20 protein-coding genes and 1 pseudogene are annotated in these 20,269 nt (G+C 54.2%); 12 read left to right on the forward strand and 9 right to left on the reverse strand.

What is annotated here, in order from left to right:
* Positions 1 to 89: 89 nt before the first annotated feature.
* Together purN and purM are read right to left on the reverse strand one after the other, a co-directional pair.
* Entirely contained in the window at positions 90 to 725 is a 636-nt protein-coding gene (gene purN / locus CKO_RS01300; protein WP_024130121.1) for a phosphoribosylglycinamide formyltransferase, read from the reverse strand.
* Positions 725 to 1,762: a phosphoribosylformylglycinamidine cyclo-ligase gene (purM, locus tag CKO_RS01305; protein ID WP_024130122.1), complete on the reverse strand. Its 1,038-nt coding sequence runs from the start codon at positions 1,760 to 1,762 to the stop codon at positions 725 to 727. The genes purN and purM overlap by 1 nt, the downstream gene beginning before the upstream one ends.
* Positions 1,763 to 1,789: 27 nt before the next feature.
* Between purM and CKO_RS01310 the strand changes: the two genes are divergently transcribed.
* The 5 genes from CKO_RS01310 (at position 1,790) to CKO_RS01330 (ending at position 6,470) form a co-directional block, all read left to right on the forward strand.
* Entirely contained in the window at positions 1,790 to 2,068 is a 279-nt protein-coding gene (locus CKO_RS01310; RefSeq protein ID WP_024130123.1) for a hypothetical protein, read from the forward strand.
* On the forward strand, positions 2,055 to 3,485 hold the full coding sequence (locus CKO_RS01315; protein ID WP_012131285.1) for a 6-phospho-beta-glucosidase: 1,431 nt from the start codon (positions 2,055 to 2,057) through the stop codon (positions 3,483 to 3,485). Before CKO_RS01310 ends, CKO_RS01315 begins: the two co-directional genes overlap by 14 nt.
* A gap of 183 nt (positions 3,486 to 3,668) precedes the next feature.
* Positions 3,669 to 4,295: a uracil phosphoribosyltransferase gene (gene upp, locus CKO_RS01320; protein ID WP_012131286.1), complete on the forward strand. Its 627-nt coding sequence runs from the start codon at positions 3,669 to 3,671 to the stop codon at positions 4,293 to 4,295.
* 87 nt (positions 4,296 to 4,382) lie between these two features.
* On the forward strand, positions 4,383 to 5,672 hold the full coding sequence (uraA, locus tag CKO_RS01325; protein WP_012131287.1) for a uracil permease: 1,290 nt from the start codon (positions 4,383 to 4,385) through the stop codon (positions 5,670 to 5,672).
* A gap of 96 nt (positions 5,673 to 5,768) precedes the next feature.
* Positions 5,769 to 6,470 (forward strand): DnaA inactivator Hda, encoded by a 702-nt coding sequence (locus CKO_RS01330; RefSeq protein WP_213164963.1) that lies wholly within the window; start codon positions 5,769 to 5,771, stop codon positions 6,468 to 6,470.
* A gap of 35 nt (positions 6,471 to 6,505) precedes the next feature.
* Here the strand turns inward: CKO_RS01330 and CKO_RS01335 are convergent, their stop codons facing one another.
* The 3 genes and pseudogenes from CKO_RS01335 to celB form a co-directional block, all read right to left on the reverse strand.
* On the reverse strand, positions 6,506 to 7,936 hold the full coding sequence (locus CKO_RS01335) for a leucyl aminopeptidase family protein (protein WP_024130124.1): 1,431 nt from the start codon (positions 7,934 to 7,936) through the stop codon (positions 6,506 to 6,508).
* Positions 7,933 to 8,892: a glycosylasparaginase gene (locus CKO_RS01340; protein WP_012131290.1), complete on the reverse strand. Its 960-nt coding sequence runs from the start codon at positions 8,890 to 8,892 to the stop codon at positions 7,933 to 7,935. The genes CKO_RS01335 and CKO_RS01340 overlap by 4 nt, the downstream gene beginning before the upstream one ends.
* A gap of 3 nt (positions 8,893 to 8,895) precedes the next feature.
* A pseudogene (gene celB / locus CKO_RS01345) lies at positions 8,896 to 10,215 on the reverse strand (PTS cellobiose transporter subunit IIC).
* A 159-nt stretch (positions 10,216 to 10,374) separates the two neighbouring features.
* On the opposite strand from celB, the gene CKO_RS01350 reads away from it, so the two are divergent.
* Positions 10,375 to 11,220: a helix-turn-helix domain-containing protein gene (locus CKO_RS01350; protein WP_012131293.1), complete on the forward strand. Its 846-nt coding sequence runs from the start codon at positions 10,375 to 10,377 to the stop codon at positions 11,218 to 11,220.
* Here CKO_RS01350 and arsC read toward each other — a convergent pair.
* Both arsC and bepA read right to left on the reverse strand, forming a co-directional pair.
* Positions 11,217 to 11,576, reverse strand: coding sequence for an arsenate reductase (glutaredoxin) (arsC, locus tag CKO_RS01355; RefSeq protein ID WP_012131294.1), 360 nt, complete (start codon positions 11,574 to 11,576; stop codon positions 11,217 to 11,219). The genes CKO_RS01350 and arsC overlap by 4 nt on opposite strands.
* Positions 11,577 to 11,648: 72 nt before the next feature.
* A complete protein-coding gene (bepA, locus tag CKO_RS01360) occupies positions 11,649 to 13,112 on the reverse strand; it encodes a beta-barrel assembly-enhancing protease (protein ID WP_024130125.1) in 1,464 nt (487 codons plus the stop codon).
* 225 nt (positions 13,113 to 13,337) lie between these two features.
* Between bepA and CKO_RS01365 the strand changes: the two genes are divergently transcribed.
* From CKO_RS01365 to iadA, 4 genes are all read left to right on the forward strand, one after another.
* Complete coding sequence (locus CKO_RS01365; protein WP_012131296.1) at positions 13,338 to 14,399, forward strand: AI-2E family transporter; 1,062 nt, start codon at positions 13,338 to 13,340, stop codon at positions 14,397 to 14,399.
* 175 nt (positions 14,400 to 14,574) lie between these two features.
* Entirely contained in the window at positions 14,575 to 15,234 is a 660-nt protein-coding gene (locus CKO_RS01370; RefSeq protein WP_024130126.1) for a nucleoside recognition domain-containing protein, read from the forward strand.
* A gap of 1 nt (position 15,235) precedes the next feature.
* A complete protein-coding gene (locus CKO_RS01375) occupies positions 15,236 to 15,697 on the forward strand; it encodes a YjiG family protein (RefSeq protein WP_012131298.1) in 462 nt (153 codons plus the stop codon).
* An 11-nt stretch (positions 15,698 to 15,708) separates the two neighbouring features.
* Positions 15,709 to 16,872 carry a beta-aspartyl-peptidase gene (gene iadA, locus CKO_RS01380; protein WP_012131299.1) on the forward strand — a complete coding sequence of 388 codons (1,164 nt, stop codon included), beginning with the start codon at positions 15,709 to 15,711 and terminating at the stop codon, positions 16,870 to 16,872.
* A gap of 115 nt (positions 16,873 to 16,987) precedes the next feature.
* On the opposite strand, the gene bcp is transcribed toward iadA, so the two are convergent.
* Together bcp and CKO_RS01390 are read right to left on the reverse strand one after the other, a co-directional pair.
* Positions 16,988 to 17,458: a thioredoxin-dependent thiol peroxidase gene (bcp, locus tag CKO_RS01385; RefSeq protein ID WP_012131300.1), complete on the reverse strand. Its 471-nt coding sequence runs from the start codon at positions 17,456 to 17,458 to the stop codon at positions 16,988 to 16,990.
* Positions 17,458 to 18,030 carry a glycine cleavage system transcriptional repressor gene (locus CKO_RS01390; RefSeq protein WP_024130128.1) on the reverse strand — a complete coding sequence of 191 codons (573 nt, stop codon included), beginning with the start codon at positions 18,028 to 18,030 and terminating at the stop codon, positions 17,458 to 17,460. Before CKO_RS01390 ends, bcp begins: the two co-directional genes overlap by 1 nt.
* Positions 18,031 to 18,175: 145 nt before the next feature.
* Here CKO_RS01390 and dapA point away from each other — a divergent pair, with 145 nt between their 5' ends.
* Positions 18,176 to 19,054, forward strand: a complete 879-nt coding sequence (dapA, locus tag CKO_RS01395; protein WP_012131302.1) for a 4-hydroxy-tetrahydrodipicolinate synthase — start codon at positions 18,176 to 18,178, stop codon at positions 19,052 to 19,054.
* A gap of 16 nt (positions 19,055 to 19,070) precedes the next feature.
* On the forward strand, positions 19,071 to 20,105 hold the full coding sequence (gene bamC / locus CKO_RS01400; RefSeq protein WP_012131303.1) for an outer membrane protein assembly factor BamC: 1,035 nt from the start codon (positions 19,071 to 19,073) through the stop codon (positions 20,103 to 20,105).
* Positions 20,106 to 20,269 lie beyond the last annotated feature (164 nt).

Here is a 20,269-nt window from a genome sequence, read left to right on the forward strand (position 1 = left end):
CTGAGGCGTAGGCCGGATAAAGCGTTGACGCGCCACCCGGCATTGAAACGTTGGATTGCCTGATGGCGCCGTCCTGCGAAGGAATGTTATTACTCGGCGGCATAGCCTTGCGGCGGCAGGCGATTGCCATCCAGCCAGGCGGCGTTATCACGCATTTCCAGACGGCCATCCACAAACCAACTGATGACCAGCGGATAGATAGCGTGTTCCTGCGTCTGAACGCGGGCCGTAATTTCATCTTCGCTGTCGCCTTCAAAGACCGGAATCTTCGCTTGCAGGATAACCGGGCCGCCGTCGAGTTCATCGGTAACAAAATGGACAGAGGTTCCGTGTTCTTCATCGCCGTTTTCCAGCGCCTGACGGTGCGTATGCAACCCCGGGTATTTTGGCAGCAGGGAAGGGTGAATATTGAGTAGACGCCCCTCATAGTGGGCGACGAACGCGGGGCTCAGGATGCGCATATAGCCCGCCAGCACCACGAGATCGGGGGCGTAAGCGTCTATTTCACGCATCAGTTCGCGGTCAAACGCTTCACGGCTGGCGAATTGATCGGCCGTTAACGCATGTGCCGGAATTCCGGCCTCACGCGCGCGTTCAAGGCCGAACGCGTCGGCCTTGTTGCTGAATACTGCCCGAAGGGTGCCTTTGATTCTTTTCTCTTTGCAGGCATCGATAATCGCCTGCAAATTGCTTCCGTTGCCGGAAATAAGCACCACAAGATTCATCATTGAATAACCACGCGCTGTTCGGAATCAGAGGCTTTAATGATACCGATTTTCCAGGCGTTTTCACCTTTTGCTTTCAGCAGGGCGAGGGCGTTATCCACTTCCGCTTCCGGCAGGGCGATCACCATCCCGACGCCGCAGTTGAAGGTGCGATACATTTCATGCTGGCTGACGTTGCCTGCGGTTTGCAGCCAGTTGAAGACGGCTGGCCATTGCCAGGAAGATTCGTCAATCACCGCCTGGGTGTTATCCGGCAATACGCGAGGAATATTTTCCCAGAAACCGCCGCCGGTCAGGTGGGCGATGGCGTGCACATCGACTTTTTCAATCAGTTCCAGAATGGACTTCACATAAATGCGGGTTGGCGCCAGCAGGTGATCGGCTAACGGTTTGCCTTCCAGCTCGGTGTTTTCCGGGTCGCAGCCGCTGACTTCAACGATCTTGCGTACCAGAGAATAGCCGTTGGAGTGCGGGCCGCTGGAGCCAAGGGCAATCAGCACATCGCCATCGGCCACTTTGGAACCGTCGATAATTTCTGATTTTTCCACCACGCCGACGCAGAAACCGGCGACATCGTAATCTTCGCCATGATACATCCCTGGCATTTCAGCGGTTTCGCCGCCGACCAGCGCGCAGCCTGATTGCAGACAACCTTCGGCAATACCGTTGATCACGCTGGCGGCAGTATCGACGTCCAGCTTGCCGGTCGCGTAGTAATCCAGGAAGAACAGCGGCTCCGCGCCCTGAACGACCAGATCGTTGACGCACATCGCCACCAGGTCGATCCCGATGGTGTCGTGGCGTTTCAGATCCATCGCCAGACGCAGTTTTGTCCCTACGCCGTCAGTGCCGGAAACCAGTACAGGCTCACGATATTTTTGCGGCAATGCGCACAGCGCGCCGAAGCCACCCAAACCACCCATGACTTCCGGGCGGCGAGTTTTCTTCACTACGCCTTTGATTCGATCAACCAGAGCATTACCAGCGTCAATATCAACACCGGCATCTTTATAGCTAAGAGAGGTTTTGTCGGTCACTGCTTAGGTCCCCACGCGTTACTTGCGGTGAAAATTAAATTCGGCGCAATTCTAACAGGGAAAGCAAACGTTTGCGAGCCTGCTCTGCATCCGTTTTTATCTGCCGAATTTTTCAGCGTTTTACCGTTGTGTACCCATTTGTTTGAACTGCTCCACGAAAATGAAACCGGGTTCATTGCCGTGCTTGAAACCTGCGCCAGTTATGCACAGTATCGTACTGAAACCGGTTTCTGTTTTGCTTCGGGTTGTCAGCGTAGCGGCGTTAACATTGCAATTACAATGAGGGAAACGTATGTCTGGATTTAAAGCGAATTTCATGTGGGGCGGCGCCGTTGCCGCTCACCAGTTAGAAGGCGGCTGGCAGGAAGGCGGAAAGGGGATTAGCGTGGCGGATGTGATGACCGCCGGTGCGCATGGCGTTCCGCGGGAAATTACCGACGGTGTGATCGCCGGGAAAAATTACCCTAACCATGAGGCTATCGATTTCTATCACCGCTACAAAGACGATATTAAGCTCTTTGCTGAGATGGGCTTTAAATGTTTTCGCACCTCTATCGCCTGGACGCGCATTTTCCCGCAAGGGGATGAATTACAGCCGAATGAAGCGGGTTTGCAGTTTTATGACGCCTTGTTTGATGAATGCCTGAAGTACGGTATTGAGCCGGTGATTACGCTGTCGCATTTTGAAATGCCTTACCATCTGGTCACGGAATATGGCGGCTGGCGTAACCGTAAGCTGATCGATTTCTTCGTGCGCTTCGCGAAAGTGGTATTTACCCGCTATCAGCACAAAGTGAAATACTGGATGACCTTCAATGAGATCAACAACCAGGCCAATTATCACGAAGATTTCGCGCCGTTCACCAACTCGGGGCTGAAATACCTGCCGGGCGAAGATCGTGAACCGGTGATGTATCAGGCGGCGCACTATGAGCTGGTCGCCAGCGCGCTGGCGGTGAAAGCGGCGCGGGAGATCAACCCGGCATTGCAGGTTGGCTGCATGATCGCCATGTGTCCGATCTATCCGCTGACCTGCGCGCCGGACGATATGATGATGGCGATGAACGCGATGCACCGTCGCTACTGGTTTACGGATGTGCATGTGCGCGGGAAATATCCGCAGCATATCCTCAACTACTTTGCGCGTCGGGGCTTTGCGCTGGATATCACCGATGAAGATCGCGCGGCGCTGTTACAGGGCTGTGTGGACTATATCGGTTTCAGCTATTACATGTCTTTTGCCACGAAAGCGACCGCAGATAACCCACAGCTCGATTACGACGAAACGAAAAGTCTGGTCTCCAATCCGTATGTGCAGAAGTCGGACTGGGGCTGGCAGATCGATCCTGTGGGGTTACGCTACTCGCTCAACTGGTTCTGGGATCACTACCAGCTACCGTTGTTTATTGTCGAGAACGGCTTTGGGGCGATAGATATTCAGCAGGCAGATGGTTCCGTTGACGATCGGTACCGTATCGACTATCTCGCAGCGCACATTCGTGAAATGAAAAAAGCCGTTGTGGAAGATGGCGTTGATTTGATGGGCTACACCCCGTGGGGCTGCATTGATTTGGTGTCGGCGGGGACGGGCGAGATGAAAAAACGTTATGGCTTTATCTATGTCGATAAAAATAATGACGGCAGCGGGACGTTAGCGCGCCATCCGAAGAAATCTTTTGCCTGGTATCAAAATGTGATTAAAAACAACGGAGAAAATATTTAAGATTCAATATGTTGTTATTCAGCCCCGCCATCTGTGCGGGGCGTGTTTTATACTCATTCTCCAGACGTATGTCACTTTGGTTGATCCATGTCAAGCATACGTTGTGTTGCGCCAGAGAGGAAAAGCGGTATAATCCGGCGATTTTTTTTGTGGTTGCCACTCGTCTGAGGAAAGGAGAAGAGTATGAAGATCGTGGAAGTCAAACACCCACTCGTCAAACACAAGCTGGGTCTGATGCGTGAAAACGACATTAGCACCAAACGCTTTCGTGAACTCGCCTCGGAAGTAGGCAGCCTGCTGACCTATGAAGCGACCGCAGACCTGGAAACCGAAACGGTAACCATCGACGGCTGGAATGGCCCGGTTGAAATCGAACAAATCAAAGGTAAAAAAATCACCGTGGTTCCTATCCTGCGTGCCGGTCTGGGCATGATGGAAGGCGTCCTGGAGCATGTGCCGAGCGCGCGTATCAGCGTGGTGGGTATCTACCGTAACGAAGAAACGCTGGAGCCCGTTCCGTACTTCCAGAAACTGGTATCCAACATCGATGAGCGTATGGCGCTGGTGGTTGACCCGATGCTGGCAACCGGTGGTTCAATGATTGCGACGATCGATCTGCTGAAAAATGCAGGCTGCCACAGCATTAAAGTGCTGGTGCTGGTTGCTGCGCCGGAAGGCATTGCGGCGCTGGAGAAAGCGCACCCGGATGTTGAGCTGTACACCGCATCGATTGATAAGGGACTTAACGAGCACGGATACATTATTCCGGGCCTCGGCGATGCCGGCGATAAGATCTTTGGTACGAAGTAAGTGAATGAATAATAAAGAGCCGACTTTAAGAGTCGGCTTTTTTTTGAATAAAACACCCATAACATACAACACTCAGAGGAAAACACTATGACGCGCCGTGCTATCGGGGTAAGTGAAAGACCGCCGCTTTTACAGACAATCCCGCTTAGTTTGCAGCATTTGTTCGCCATGTTTGGCGCAACCGTGCTGGTGCCAGTCCTGTTTCATATTAACCCGGCTACCGTTCTGCTGTTTAACGGCATCGGTACGTTGCTGTATCTCTTTATTTGTAAAGGTAAAATCCCTGCATATTTAGGGTCGAGCTTTGCCTTTATTTCGCCGGTTCTGCTGCTGTTGCCGCTGGGGTATGAAGTGGCGCTGGGTGGTTTTATCATGTGCGGCGTGCTGTTCTGCCTGGTCTCTTTTATCGTGAAGAAAGCCGGAACCGGCTGGCTGGACGTGATGTTCCCGCCTGCGGCGATGGGCGCAATCGTTGCCGTTATCGGTCTGGAACTGGCGGGCGTGGCTGCGGGTATGGCCGGGTTGCTGCCTGCTGAAGGGCAATCCCCGGATACCAAAACCATTACCATCTCCCTTGTGACCCTGGCGGTGACGGTCTTTGGCTCCGTGCTGTTCCGGGGTTTCCTGGCCATTATCCCGATCCTGATCGGCGTGCTGGCAGGCTATGCGCTGTCATTTGCAATGGGAGTGGTGGATACCGCGCCAATTGCCGAAGCGCACTGGTTCGCGCTGCCGACGTTCTATACGCCGCGCTTTGAATGGTTTGCCATTCTGACAATCCTGCCAGCGGCGCTGGTGGTGATTGCCGAACACGTAGGCCACCTGGTCGTGACGGCGAACATCGTTAAAAAGGATCTGGTTCGTGACCCTGGCCTGCATCGTTCGATGTTTGCCAACGGGTTATCAACGATGATTTCCGGGTTCTTCGGTTCTACGCCGAACACCACCTACGGTGAAAACATCGGTGTTATGGCGATCACCCGCGTGTACAGCACCTGGGTTATCGGCGGCGCGGCGATTTTTGCCATTCTGCTCTCCTGCGTGGGTAAACTGGCCGCTGCGATTCAGATAATCCCTCTGCCGGTAATGGGCGGCGTATCGCTGCTGTTGTACGGCGTGATCGGCGCATCCGGTATTCGCGTATTGATTGAATCAAAAGTCGATTACAACAAAGCGCAGAACCTGATCCTGACCTCGGTGATTTTGATCATCGGCGTCAGCGGCGCGAAAGTGCATATTGGCGCGGCTGAACTGAAAGGAATGGCGCTGGCGACCATTGTTGGGATCGGCCTGAGCCTGATCTTCAAACTGATCAGCGTCCTGCGCCCGGAAGAAGTGGTGCTGGATGCGAAAGACGCGGATACGCCGCAGCAATAATCCTGAAACCGGGCAGTGCTTGCTGCCCGGTTCTATCGTGATGGAATTCTGTGGTAAACTCATCGCGATTTTATGGAATCCTGGATTGAGGTATCTCTGAACACTCCGGCACAGCTCTCTCTGCCACTTTATCTTCCTGACGACGAAACTTTCGCAAGTTTCTGGCCGGGGGATAACGCCTCTTTACTGGCTGCACTGCAAAACGTGCTGCGTCAGGAACATAGCGGATATATTTATCTCTGGTCGCGTGAAGGCGCGGGCCGTAGCCATCTGCTGCACGCGGCGTGTGCTGAACTGTCGCAACGCGGCGACGCGGTAGGCTATGTGCCGCTGGATAAGCGCACCTGGTTTGTACCGGAAGTGCTTGACGGCATGGAGCATTTGTCGCTGGTGTGTATTGACAATATTGAATGTGTCGCCGGAGATGAACTGTGGGAAATGGCGATCTTTGATCTCTATAACCGCATCCTTGAGTCGGGAAAAACGCGCCTGCTGATCACCGGCGATCGTCCTCCACGTCAGCTAAAGCTGGGATTACCCGATCTGGCTTCTCGTCTGGACTGGGGGCAAATCTACAAGCTGCAACCGCTCTCTGATGAAGACAAACTCCAGGCGTTACAACTGCGCGCCAGACTGCGTGGGTTTGAACTGCCGGAAGATGTCGGGCGTTTTCTGTTGAAGCGGCTGGATCGCGAGATGCGTACGCTATTTATTACGCTGGATCAGCTCGATCACGCCTCAATCACCGCACAGCGTAAACTCACCATTCCGTTCGTTAAAGAGATTCTGACGCTGTAACGCTGTCGTTTTTGCCCGGTGGCCGGGCAAAAAACTCAGGCAATATCTTCCAGTAAGTGCTCAACCAGCAGTGGAATCGGCCTGCCGGATGCGACGCTTCTGCCGTTTTCTCGCCATAGCGCCGTACCGCTAATGTCCAGATGTGCCCACGGGATATCCGACGGGCAAAAATGATGCAGTAACCAGGCTGCGGAAGCGCTGATTGCCGCATTGTTCGTCGGCGTATTACAGAGATCGGCTATGGCGCTTTCGGTCTGCTTTTTCAGTCGTGCATCCAGAGGTAAAGACCAGACTTCATCTCCGCTCTGCCGTCCTGCCTCTGTTAGCGCCTGTCTTAACGCATCGTCCTGAGTCATCAGCCCGCTGAGTTCGTAGCCAAGCGCTTTCACCACCGCACCGGTCAAGGTTGCCATGTCGATGATATAACGGGCCTGCGGCTGTCGTTGGCTCGTCCATGCAATGGCGTCGGCCAGCACCAGCCGTCCTTCGGCGTCGGTGTTATTGATTTCCACTGTCATACCGTTGCAGGCGCGAGCAACGCTGCCAGGCTGCATTGCGTTCGGGCCGATCGCGTTTTCAGCCAGCGCCAGTACGCCCATTATGCGTACGGGCAGTTTTAACTCCGCAACCGTCAGGAGCAGTCCCAACACGTTGGCTGCGCCACACATGTCATATTTCATGGTGTACATACCCGCGCCCTCTTTCAACCACAGGCCACCGGTATCAAACGTTATCCCTTTACCTATATAGCAGCGTACCGGGCCGTCACTTATGCCGTTGTAATGAATGGCAAGCAAACGCGGTGGACAGGTCGCTCCTTTGCCAACTGCATGGAGCAGTCCGAGGCCTTGTTCAACAATTTGTTGTTCATCAAGGACTTCACAGTGCAGCGCAGGAAAAGAGGCGCACAGGGTTTGTGCCTCATTGACCACGAACTGCGGCGTACAGCAATCGGAGGGGGTATCCGCCAGCCGCCTTGCAGCGACCATGCCGTTGGCAATGGCCTGCTGCTGCCTGAACATTTTTTCACGTTTCTCGTATTGTTCTGGCTGGCAGAACGCGGTGATATGGCGGATGCGAGTGGCGGTGGCATCCGTTTTTTTCAATTGTAAATCATTGAGCGTATACGCCTGATTGAACAGAAAACGCAGCAGCAGCGCCAGTACAGTGTCATTTATTTCGGTGACATCAATCAGCACATTTTCGCTGACTGGCGAGGCCAGCAGCGGTCGTATCGCATTGAGTAAACCTTCGGTCAGGCTGTCCTGCCAGAGCGCATCAGGCAACAGGGTAATTCGCGTAAAAGGCGCGCAGCCAAAGCGGGTATCCGCTACTTTATCTTGCGCCAGTACGTGCATTTCCGCGAGCAGAGCGGAATCCCGCAATAACGAACAGCCAGGAGGTGCGATAAGATGGCCTTGTGGTTGAACCTCTGCTGGTGAGCAAATCAGTTGGTATGAAATCATTTCTCTTCCTCGACTGGAGCACGTATCCGTGCGGCATAGTCTTGCATCCATTCTTCATCGACGGGGTGATAATGGGTCTTCTCGTGCTGGCGTTCGGCGCGAAATACGGTGAGCGGTTGGCGTGCGGTAGCGACAACGAACGAGAATGTTTTGATGTTAGTGGCTGCGCCAAACTCGCCTTTACGGTTCATGCAGACCACCGAGAGGTCGCCTGTGCGACCAAATCGCGACATCAATTTATCTTCCAGCTCAAACACGACAGAATCAGCCGCTTGTTGCGGTGTCATCCCCTGCGCCATGCGACGAACAATTTCATAGCTGGCGCAGCCTTTCATCAGATCTTCACCGACGCCCGTTGCCGTCGCCGCGCCGACTTCACTGTCGCAATAGAAGCCGGAACCAATAACCGGAGAGTCGCCAATGCGGCCGCGTTTTTTCATAAACAGGCCGCTGGTGGAGGTGGCAACGCTCATCGACCCCAGTTTATCCAGACCAATAATGCCGACCGTATCGTGGCCGTTATATGGACTTAAGCCTTTATCCAGCGTCTCCCGGCAGCGTTTTTGATAGTGCTGGATGGCTCTGTCGGTGAGCATGGTTTTATCCGCAAACCCCTGGCTCAGTGCCCATTCACGCGCACCCTGGCCAACCAGCAGACAGTTATAGCGCTGGCGGCTTAACGCATGTGCGACGCGCACCGGGTTGGCAATATCCACCAGATTCCCGACCGCCCCAAACGCCAGGGTATCGCCGTCCATATAGGCGGCATCCAGTTCGACCTCGCCATTTTCAGTAGGCAGTCCGCCATAGCCCACGGATTTATAAAACGGAAAGTCCTCAACGGTTGCGACGGCGTCTACCACCGCCATTGCGACCGGGTTTCCCGCAGCCAGTGCAGACGCGGATTCCGCCACACCTTCAAGCGCCATTCGCCAGGTTGCGATAATTCCCCACATGGTTTACTCCTGTTTTGCAAGTGGTGCATCGGGCTGTGTTACGGCAGCCCGTTCCGCCGCGCGGTACTGTTTATCGACGATCCGCATAAAGGGCAGATACAGCATTGCGCCAATCAGCAGGTTAATGAGCTGCATGACGCTGCCGCTAATATGTCCGGTAACGATAAAACCGCTAATGACTGGCGGCAGCGTCCACGGAATAAAGACGCCCGTGGTGACGGCGACCGCGCCGAGCTTCATCGCGGTATACTGTATGGTGACCAGCACCAGCGGCACCAGGTTGAAGGGGATCAGCATTATCGGATTCATTATCACCGGCAGACCGAACAGAATCGGTTCGTTGATGTTGAACACAGACGCTCCGGCACCGAGCCGCGCCACTTCCCGCATGTTTTTACTGCGTGCAAAGAAAAGCATGGCTAACACCAGCGACAACGTTGCGCCCGCGCCGCCCATCCAAATCATGTCAAAAAACTGTTCTGTAATGATGTGTGGGGGTGTGGTGCCAGCCTGAATAGCCGCAATGTTGTCGGTCTGGTTTTCCATCCACAGCGGACGGATGATGCCGTTAACCATTGAGCCGGAGTTAATACCGACCGATCACAAAATAGTGATGCTGAACACTGTCATCAGCGCGCCAAAGTAAGAGGTGCCGTAATGACGAATCGGTGTGGCGACCACTTCGTAAATAAACTGATGGATGGTCTGGTAATGGGTGTTTTCAAACAAGATGCGAATGCTCAGTACCAGTATCATGACCAGTAAGGCGGGGATCAGCGCGGCAAAAGATTCTTGCACCGCCGGTGGCACACCTTCTGGCATTTTGATCACCAGATTTTTACGCTTTAGCCAGCAGAAAAGTTCAGTCCACAGCAGCGAACCGATCATCGCGACGAACAATCCTTTTGTGCCAATCCACTCTACGGGGATCACGGTAATACCGCCGCTTTCCGCCACTTTGATAAACGGTGTAAGGATCAGAAAACAGACCAGCGCCAGAATGCCGCAGGATATGCGATCTTCGCCGTAGTGTTCCGCCAGACGAAATGCGACCAGGAAACTGATAAACAGCGACATCGTTGAGAACACCGCGTTAAACGGGATCTCAATAATCGCACCCCAGCTCTCGCCAAAAGCCTGAGACATAAACTGCTGATAGTTTTGATTCGGAAACGAAGAGATCACCAGCAGAATAGAGCCGACGATAATAAACGGCATAAACGAAACGTATGCGCCACGAATCGCGCCGAGATGCCGCTGCTGAGCGGTTTTCGCCGCCAGAGGCATCAGTTTTGCTTCAAGAAATCCCAGAACATTGTTCATTGTGAACTCCGTACAAGATTAACTCACGTTGTGTGTGCTATGCATGAGGATTATCTGCGAAGGCGTGTGAACGAAAGGTGAAATAGCTCACAATGTGATCGCGATTAGCATATAAATCTCATAAGATTAATTATCTAAAAATCGACAGGGATTCTTGCGATGGAAATAAAATTGCACGCCAATGCCACTACCACACCGCGTATTCGTCGCTATCTTCAGCAGTCTGAAAAAAGCGACAGAGAGCTTGCCGCCGAGCTTGGGATTTCTGTTACGACAGTGAGGCGATGGCGACATCGTGATCGGGTTAGTGATGGGCAAACTACGCCGAAGACGATATACAAAGCGATGAGACAAGAACAGGTTATTCTGGTGAACGCCTTGCGTGACGCAACAGGTGCGCCGCTGGATGACCTCTTATTGTTGGTGAACGAGGTGCTGGGCATTGTTGTGTCGCGCGCGACGTTGAATCGTTATCTTAAACCGGCGACACCTCAGCGACAGCGGGCGTCGTTACAAGGGAAAAAAGCGTTAAAATCCGGGATGCTGCCGAATCATCTGGCGCTGTATCACCTTCCACTCTCGTTACATATGGACGACGGTGGCGAACATCATTTGTTCTGGGCGCGCGAGCCGATGAGCGGCTGGTGCTTTGCCCGACTGTATGCGGGTATTTCACCGCAGCGGGTCGTGGTCTGGCTGGATGAATTGCTGGAAACCTGCCCGGCTGATATACAATCTATTGAGACAAATATTTCTGATCGCATATGCCCGCAGCTAAAAACGCACCTGGCGACGCGCGGTATGTCATGCCAAATAACCGGTACGATTCCCGGTTGGGTGCCGGTGACAATACCGCTGAATGAGATTGTTCCCCGGCTAAATAGTGAATCTGCCAGCGAGCTGCTTATCCGCTTATGTGAATGCTACAACCGTGGTAAGACACAGAAAAAACTGGGGGATTGTACGCCGCAGGACTTTCTGGAAGCGCTGCGGCGCATGGATTAGCTCACGATTTCCAGCACCTGCTCCGGCGGGCGGCCAATACGCGCCTGACCGTTGGCGACGACAATCGGTCGCTCCATCAGTTTCGGGTTTTCCACCATCGCCTGAATCAGCGCCTCTTCGCTCAGGTGGCTGTCGGCCAGATTGAGAGACTTGTAGAGATCTTCTTTCTGGCGCATCAGTTCGCGTGCGCTGGACATCCCTAACATACGCAGCAGTTCACGCAGCGTCGCTGCGTCGGCAGGTGTTTCCAGGTAAAGCACCACTTCCGGTTCAACGCCGTTAGATTTCAGCAGGCTCAGCGTGTCGCGGCTCTTTGAACAACGCGGGTTGTGGTAGATTTTTACTGCATCAGACATGATTTCTCCTTTCGCGCGAACTGTCGGCCGGATAAAACGCGATAGCGTCGCCACCCGGCAACAGAACGAATACTACATTTTGGTGTATGGCTTAAAGCGTTCCTGCAACTGGCGCAGCTGGTCGATACGGGCATCGTAACGCGCCTGTTGCTGGCTGCCCAGCTTGACCTGAGAACTTGCGCTGCTGAGCATAGAGATCGCCTGATCCAGTCGCCCGGCCAGCGCATAGCCTTCGGCGCGTGCCGCCAGCTCCTGATCGCGGTTATTGAGCGCCGCTTCAGCCTGCGCCAGGAGATCCCAGCCGTTGCCGTCGTCTTTATTGTTGAAAGTGTAGCGATTGAGGATGGTCGTGGCTTCTCTGGCTTGCCCGCCCTGTAAATAAGCATTCGCCAGGTTTAGCTGCAATACCGGGTTTGCGCGCAGATCGCGGGCATTTTTCAGACGGTTAATCGCTTCGCTGGTTTTCTTCTGCCCCAGATCGATGTCGGTCGCCAGGTCGAGATACCACGCGTTATTCGGTTCAGCCGTCAGCAACGGTTGCAGCGCTTTGCGAGCTTCGTCGTACTTGCTGGCTTCCATTGCCTGTAGCGCCCGGCCATATTGCGCCGCACGCTGTTGGCGCACGTTTCCTTTTTCCCATGCGTCGAGCAGGTCGCTGGTAAGCTGATTACGGCCAGAATTGTACATCCCCAGCGTACGCGCCTTCGCCAGATAAAAATCTTCCGACGATTCCACTACCACCGGGCGCATCTGGTTTGCACGGTTGCGGGCATCCGCCAGACGGCTTTCCGGCAGGGGGTGCGTCAGCAAAATTTCGGGAGGACGCGTGGAGTAGCGCGCCTGGTCGAGCAGTTTTTCCAGGAACGTCGGCATCGCTTGCGGATCGAATCCTGAACGTTGCAGCACCTGAATACCGATTCGGTCTGCTTCCTGTTCGTTTTGTTGGGTGAAGCTGATCATCCCCTGACGCGTTCCCGCCAGCGTACCGGTCAGCGCTGCCATACCGGCCTGTGGGCTGGCCATCGCCAGAAGAATAGAGCCTAAGGCGCCGACCCAGGTCAGCGGAGCGCTGCGCTTTTGATCTTCCATCGCGCGCGCCAGATGGCGTTGGGTTACGTGGGAAATTTCGTGCGCCATCACCGAGGCTAACTGACTTTCGTTATCGGAATAGCGAAAGAGCGCGGAATGCAGCACAACGTTGCCGCCGAAAAAGGCGAAGGCGTTGATTTCGTCGTTGTTAATCAAAAAGAAATGGAACGGCGTTTTCACGGAGTCCGCATGAGAGACTAAACGCATCCCCAGCGCGTTGATGTACTGACTCAATAGCGGATCGTTGATCAACGGCGCGCTGCCGCGCAACTGGCGAACGTAATAGTCGCCCATTTGCATTTCCTGACCGATAGAAAGCGTGCTTCCTGCTGAGGTCCCCATATCCGGTAGCGTGTCTGCGGAATCTGCAAACGCGGGGGCTACCTGACCGATAGTCAGCGCAGCGATGAGGGTAGCAACCAGGTTTTTCTTCAACAGCCTGAACATAGACCTCTGTCCTGTTTTCTTTAATATAGCCATTTGACCGATGCCGCGACGTATCGTTCCGCCACGCCAGCACAGGGAGTGTAACTGCGAAACCCGGTGGTGAATACCCCGCTCAAATGACTTTTCAGTTTCCTGAATCAGCAACAAAAAGCGAAGTCTTTTTTGTGACATTTAGATACAATTCGGGATCGCAATCCCGCTATTGAGGTTCAGGGAACGGTTTCTATGCTTGAGATGTTGATGCAGTGGTATCGCCGTCGTTTTAGCGACCCGGAGGCGATCGCCTTGCTGGTTATCCTGGTTGCTGGTTTTGGCATCCTTTTCTTTTTCAGTGGGCTTCTGGCGCCGTTGCTGGTGGCTATTGTCCTCGCTTACCTGCTGGAGTGGCCTACGGTCCGTCTGGAGGCGATTGGCTGCTCCCGGCGTTGGGCCACCTCAATCGTACTGATTGTGTTTGTCGGCATTTTACTGCTGATGGCGTTTGTCGTGATGCCGGTGGCCTGGCAGCAGGGGATCTATTTGATTCGCGATATGCCGGGTATGCTCAATAAGCTCTCTGATTATGCCGCCACGTTACCCCGTCGTTACCCGGCGCTAATGGATGCCGGGATCATTGATGCGATGGCGGAAAATATGCGCACCCGGATGCTGACGTTAGGTGATTCGGTCGTGAAATACTCCCTGGCCTCTCTGGTCGGGTTGCTGACGCTGGCGGTGTATCTGGTGCTGGTGCCGCTGATGGTCTTCTTCCTGATCAAAGATAAAGAGCAGATGCTGAATGCCGTGCGCCGGGTTCTGCCGCGCAATCGCGGACTGGCCGGGCAGGTCTGGATGGAGATGAACCAGCAGATCACCAACTATATTCGCGGCAAAGTGCTGGAGATGGTGGTGGTTGGCGTAGCGACCTGGCTTGGCTTCCTGCTCTTTGGTCTCAACTACTCGCTGCTGCTGGCGGTTCTGGTTGGATTCTCGGTATTAATCCCCTACATCGGCGCGTTCGTGGTGACCATTCCGGTGATTGGCGTGGCGTTATTCCAGTTTGGCCTCGGAACGGAGTTCTGGAGCTGCTTCGCCGTGTATCTGATCATTCAGGCGCTGGATGGAAACCTGCTGGTGCCGGTACTGTTTTCAGAAGCCGTCAACCTGCACCCGCTGGTGATTATTCTGTCGGTGGTGATTTTCGGCGGCCTGTGGGGTTTCTGGGGCGTGTTCTTCGCCATCCCGCTGGCGACGTTAATTAAAGCCGTGGTACATGCCTGGCCGGACGGACAGGTTAGCGACGGTTAAGCACGATTATCACTCTGCCCGGTGGCGCAACGTCATCGGGCGTTCCACGTTTTATCCGCTTTCTCCTTTCCTGAACGTTTTCCGAATGTGCTGTCCCGCCCTCCTTTTTTGCTTTCAACTTACCGGTATAGATGGTTTTTTAATCTCACAAGGACAAGACCAACCGGAGAAAAAAATGGGTCATCAGATGCACACGCAGCAAAAAGTGGGGTGGGGCGGTTATCTCGCCTTTTTTATTACCATTATCCTTTTTTCAGGCATGTTCGCGAAAAGTACGGAATGGTGGCGAGTGTTTGATTTTACCGTGCTCAATGGCGCGTTTGGCCTGGTTAACGCAGCAGGCGACACGGCGGTTTCATTTCGCGGCACTGGCGGTACCGGGGCGAGAGACGGCTTTTTATTCGCACTGGAGCTGGCGCCATCGGTTATTTTATCGCTCGGCATTATTTCCGTGACGGAAGGGCTGGGCGGACTGCGCGCCGCACAGCAGTTGATGACGCCGATACTCAGGCCGATCCTGGGCATCCCCGGCATTTGCTCTCTGGCGCTTATCGCCAATTTACAAAATACGGATGCCGCCGCCGGGATGACCAAAGAGCTGGCGGAAGAGGGGGTGATTACCGAACAGGAACGGGCGATTTTCGCCTGCTGGCAGACAAGCGGCAGCGCGATTCTGACGAACTACTTCTCATCAGGCGCCGCGCTATTTGCCACGATAACCGTGCCGGTTATTACGCCGCTGGCGGTCATTTTAGTCTTCAAATTTATCGGTGCGAACCTGTTGCGGGTGTGGATCGCGCAGCTTGAACATCGTCGTATGAAACAGGAGGCCTGAAATGAGCACACAGATACGTAAAAACGTCATGGATCTGTTTATCGACGGCGCGCGGCGCGGTTTTACCATCGCCACCACCAGCCTGTTGCCCAACGTCGTCATGGCCTTTGTCATTATTCAGGCGCTGAAGGTGACGGGGTTGCTGGATATCGTCGGGCGAGTGTGTGAACCGGTAATGGCGCTATGGGGTTTGCCGGGAGAATCGGCGACCGTTCTGCTGGCTGCGGTGATGAGTATGGGCGGCGGTGTGGGTGTCTGCGCCAGCCTGGTGGTTACTGGCGCGCTGTCCGGTCACGATGCCACTGTGCTGTTACCCGCCATTTACCTGATGGGCAACCCGGTTCAAAATGTAGGGCGCTGCCTGGGAACGGCGGGTGTTCATCCGCGTTATTACCCGCATATTATTGCGGTGTGCGTGATTAATGCCCTGGTCTCTATTTGGGTAATGCAGGCTATTGTTTAAAAAGGACTATCATGGACTGTTCCATTCTTAATCTGACGCTTTTTCAGCGCGGACACGTATATGCCCCGGACGATCTGGGTCAGCAGGACATTCTGGTTGCCAACGGCAAAATTGTCGCTATTGCGCCGACTATCGCTGCGAAAGACTTCCCCGGTTGCCAGCAGGTCGATCTCCACGGTGATATCGTCTGCCCAGGATTTATCGATCAGCATGTTCATCTCATCGGCGGTGGCGGCGAAGCCGGGCCGCATACCCGTACGCCAGAGGTGCGGCTGTCACGGTTGGTTGAAGCCGGTATTACCTCCGTTGTCGGGCTGCTGGGAACGGACGGCATCACCCGTCATCCTGAATCTCTGCTGGCGAAAACACGCGCGCTGGAATATGAAGGGATCAGCGCATGGATGTTAACGGGGGCGTATTCTCTGCCTTCGCCAACCATCACCGGGAGCGTCGATCGCGATGTGGCGTTGATTGATAAAGTGATTGGCGTGAAATGCGCCGTCTCCGATCATCGTTCTTCGGCGCCGAATTCCGCCGCGCTGGCGACAATGGCGGCGCAGTCCCGCGTGGGGGGATTACTGGGCCAGAAGCCGGGAATCAGCGTCTTTCATATGGGCGACAGCCCACACATGCTGGAACCGCTGTACGATATTCTCACCAACGCCGATGTCCCCATCACGAAACTGCTGCCGACGCATGTTAACCGCGCCGAACCGCTGTTCCAGGCGGCGCTGGAGTACGCGCTTGATGGCGGCTACATCGATATTACCAGCAGCATTGATGAACCGATCGATCCGGCGACGGCCATCGTGACAGCCTTGCGCCATAAGGTTCCGCTGTCGCGCATTACCCTGAGTTCTGATGGCAACGGCAGCCAGCCGGAATTTGATGAGCATGGGAATTTGACGGGCATTGGCGTGGCGGGTTTTGAGTCGCTGATCGGCACGCTGCGTCAGTTAGTTACGCAGCATAAACTGCCGCTGGAGCAGGCGCTGCGTCCGCTTACCCGCACCGTTGCGGAATTTCTCGGCTTTGAGCATAAAGGACGTCTGGCGGCAGGTTGTGACGCCGACATTCTGGTGCTGAATCAAGCGCTGGAAGTCAGCTATCTGTGGGCGAAAGGCAAAGCGGTGGTGAAAGATGGCAAAGCGTGCGTGAAAGGAACGTTTGAATAAACGACGCGTATGCCGGATGGCGGCGTAAACGCCTTATCCGGCATACGGGGTTGTGCGAATCAGGCCTGATAAGACGCGTTAGCGTCGCATCAGGCTTTATCCGGCAAAACGTAAATCAGGCGTTTTCTTTCAGCCAGTTCAGTACCACATCGTGGTGGTTACTGGTTTTAAAGTCGTCAAATACGTGTTCGATCTTGCCGTCAGCGTCGATCAGGAAGCTGATGCGATGGATGCCGTCGTAGGTTTTCCCCATAAAGGATTTTTCCCCCCAGACGCCGAATTGCTCGCAGACCTGATGATCCTCATCGGACAGGAGCGTAAAGTTAAGCAGCTCTTTTTCGGCGAAACGAGACAGTTTTTCAGGTTTATCGGTGCTGATCCCCAACACGTCTACGCCTGCTTTTTTCAGATCGTCCATGTTATCGCGTAAACCACAGGCCTGTACGGTACAGCCGGGCGTCATGGCTTTAGGGTAGAAATACACCAGTACGCGCTGTCCCTGGAAGTCGGTCAAATTTACTTGTTCTCCGTCTTGATCCGGCAAGCTAAATTTCGGTGCGATGTCACCGGCTTTCAGTGGATTCATTACTTAACTCCATCCTGTTCATCATGTTGTGAGTAATTAACAACGTTAATACTGCCTTGCGCATTGAGTTCTGTACATAGTGCTTTAAAGGCATGCTCAATATTTACGGCATCATGGGATGCCGGACTGTGCGCGGTGATTTGAACAAACAGCTGTGCAGCCTTTTCATTTTCAGCAGGTTGCGTGCGGGAGACCAGCTCAGCGATGTTCATCTGATGGCTGTCGAAAAGCGCGGTAAAACGTTCAATTAAATGCGGAGAATCTTCCACCTCGACCTGTACCCATACCGTTGCGGGCATGGCCGGACGGGGGCGAGCAGTGGTGCGCTTCATCACAATCAATAAATCCAGCTCTGCGCCTTTCAACGGCAAGGTTGATTCAATCAGGGTGATGGCGTTCCAGGAGCCAGACAGCAGCATGATAAACGTGAATTCATCGCCCAACATGGCCAGTCGGCTGTCTTCGATATTACAGCCGCAGCTGCTGACATGGCGGGTGATAGTATTCACAATTCCCGGGCGATCGGCACCCAGCGCAGTGATAACCAGGTAATGTTGTGATGACGATGTCAAACCGGTTCTTCCTTTGAGAGGTGAGGTAATCATAAGGAAAGCATAAAAAAAACCTGCATACAATAATCAGAAGGGCTATGGTCTCTTGCTTTTATTGTCGTACCAAACGTACCATTGAGAAACTTGTTTGCACAGAGGATGGCCCATGTTCACGGGAAGTATTGTCGCGCTTGTTACACCGATGGATGAAAAAGGTAATGTCTGCCGGTCAAGCCTGAAAAAACTGATTGATTATCATGTCGCCAGCGGTACCTCGGCGATTGTTTCTGTTGGCACCACCGGCGAATCCGCCACGCTGAGCCATGACGAGCATGGCGATGTGGTCATGATGACGCTGGAGCTGGCGGACGGGCGTATTCCGGTTATCGCCGGAACGGGCGCGAACGCGACGGCGGAGGCCATTAGCCTGACGCAGCGTTTCAACGACAGCGGCGTTGTCGGTTGCCTGACAGTGACGCCTTACTACAACCGCCCGACTCAGGAAGGTCTGTTCCAGCATTTCAAAGCCATCGCTGAACATACTGACCTGCCGCAAATTCTGTATAATGTGCCGTCCCGTACAGGCTGCGATATGCTGCCAGAAACCGTCGGCCGTCTGGCGAAAGTAAAAAATATTGTCGCAATCAAAGAGGCGACAGGGAACTTAAGTCGGGTTCACCAGATCAAAGAGCTGGTTTCAGACGATTTTATTCTGCTCAGCGGTGATGATGCGACCGGGTTGGACTTCATACAGCTCGGCGGTCATGGCGTGATTTCCGTTACCGCGAACGTTGCGGCGCGTGATATGGCGGAAATGTGCAAACTGGCGGCGGAAGGTCGTTTTGCCGACGCGCGGGTGATTAATCAGCGTCTGATGCCGTTACATAACAAACTATTTGTCGAACCCAATCCGATCCCGGTGAAATGGGCATGTAAGGAGTTGGGACTTGTGGCGACCGATACGCTGCGCTTGCCGATGACGCCGATCACCGATACGGGTCGTGAGATTGTCAAAGCGGCGCTCAAGCATGCCGGTTTGCTGTAAAGTTTAGGGAGATTTGATGGCTTACTCAGTACAAAAGTCGCGCCTGGCCAGGGTTGCGGGTGTTTCGCTCATTATGCTGCTCGCGGCCTGTAGCTCTGACTCGCGCTACAAGCGCCAGGTGAGCGGTGATGAATCCTATCTGGAAGCCGCACCGCTTGCTGAACTTCATGCGCCAGCAGGGATGATTCTGCCGGTAACGACGGGCGACTATAATATTCCAGTGACCAACGGCAGCGGCGCTGTCGGCAAAGCGCTGGACATTCGTCCGCCTGCTCAGCCGTTAGCGCTGGTGACCGGCGCGCGTACCCAGTTTACGGGCGATACCGCAACCTTGCTGGTGGAAAATGGTCGCAATACCAACCTGTGGCCGCAGGTTGTCAGCGTGATTCAGTCCAAAAACTACACGATTGAAAAACGTGATGACGCCAGCCAGACCCTGACGACCGATTGGGTTGAATGGAACCGTCTGGATGAAGACCAGCAGTACCGTGGACGTTATCAAATCTCGGTGAAACCGCAGGGTTATCAGCAGGCTGTAACGGTGAAACTGGTGAATCTGGAACAGGCTGGCAAGCCTGCCGCAGATGCCGCTTCGCTACAGCGTTATAGCGCTGAGATGATGAACGTAATCTCGGCGGGTCTGGATAAAACCGCCACCGACGCTGCGAACGCCGCGCAAAACCGTTCTGCCGCCACGATGGATGTGCAGAGCGCCGCAGATGACACCGGTTTGCCAATGCTGGTCGTCCGTGGGCCGTTCAACGTGGTGTGGCAGCGTCTGCCAGCCGCGCTTGAAAAAGTGGGCATGAAAGTGACCGATAGCACGCGTTCTCAGGGCAGCCTGGCAGTGACCTACAAACCGCTGTCTGACAGCGGCTGGCAGGATCTGGGCGCAACCGATCCGGGGCTGTCGTCCGGCGACTATAAATTGCAGGTGGGCGATTTAGACAACCGCAGTAGCCTACAGTTTATCGATCCGAAGGGGCATACCCTGACGCAGAGCCAGAACGACGCGCTGGTTGCCGTCTTCCAGGCAGCGTTCAGCAAGTAAAAATTGAGGGGCTGGAGCAATCCAGCCCTTTTTTCTGATATGATACGCAAACGTGTGCGTCAGCAGAAAAACGCAATTTTTACCGTAATTTCGCCCCCAGGCTGTAGGTCGGATAAGGCAACGCCGCCATCCGGCAAAGTGTGGCAGAAAATGAATTTTTATCG

The sequence above is a fragment of the Citrobacter koseri ATCC BAA-895 genome (assembly GCF_000018045.1).
Taxonomy (GTDB): domain Bacteria; phylum Pseudomonadota; class Gammaproteobacteria; order Enterobacterales; family Enterobacteriaceae; genus Citrobacter_B; species Citrobacter_B koseri.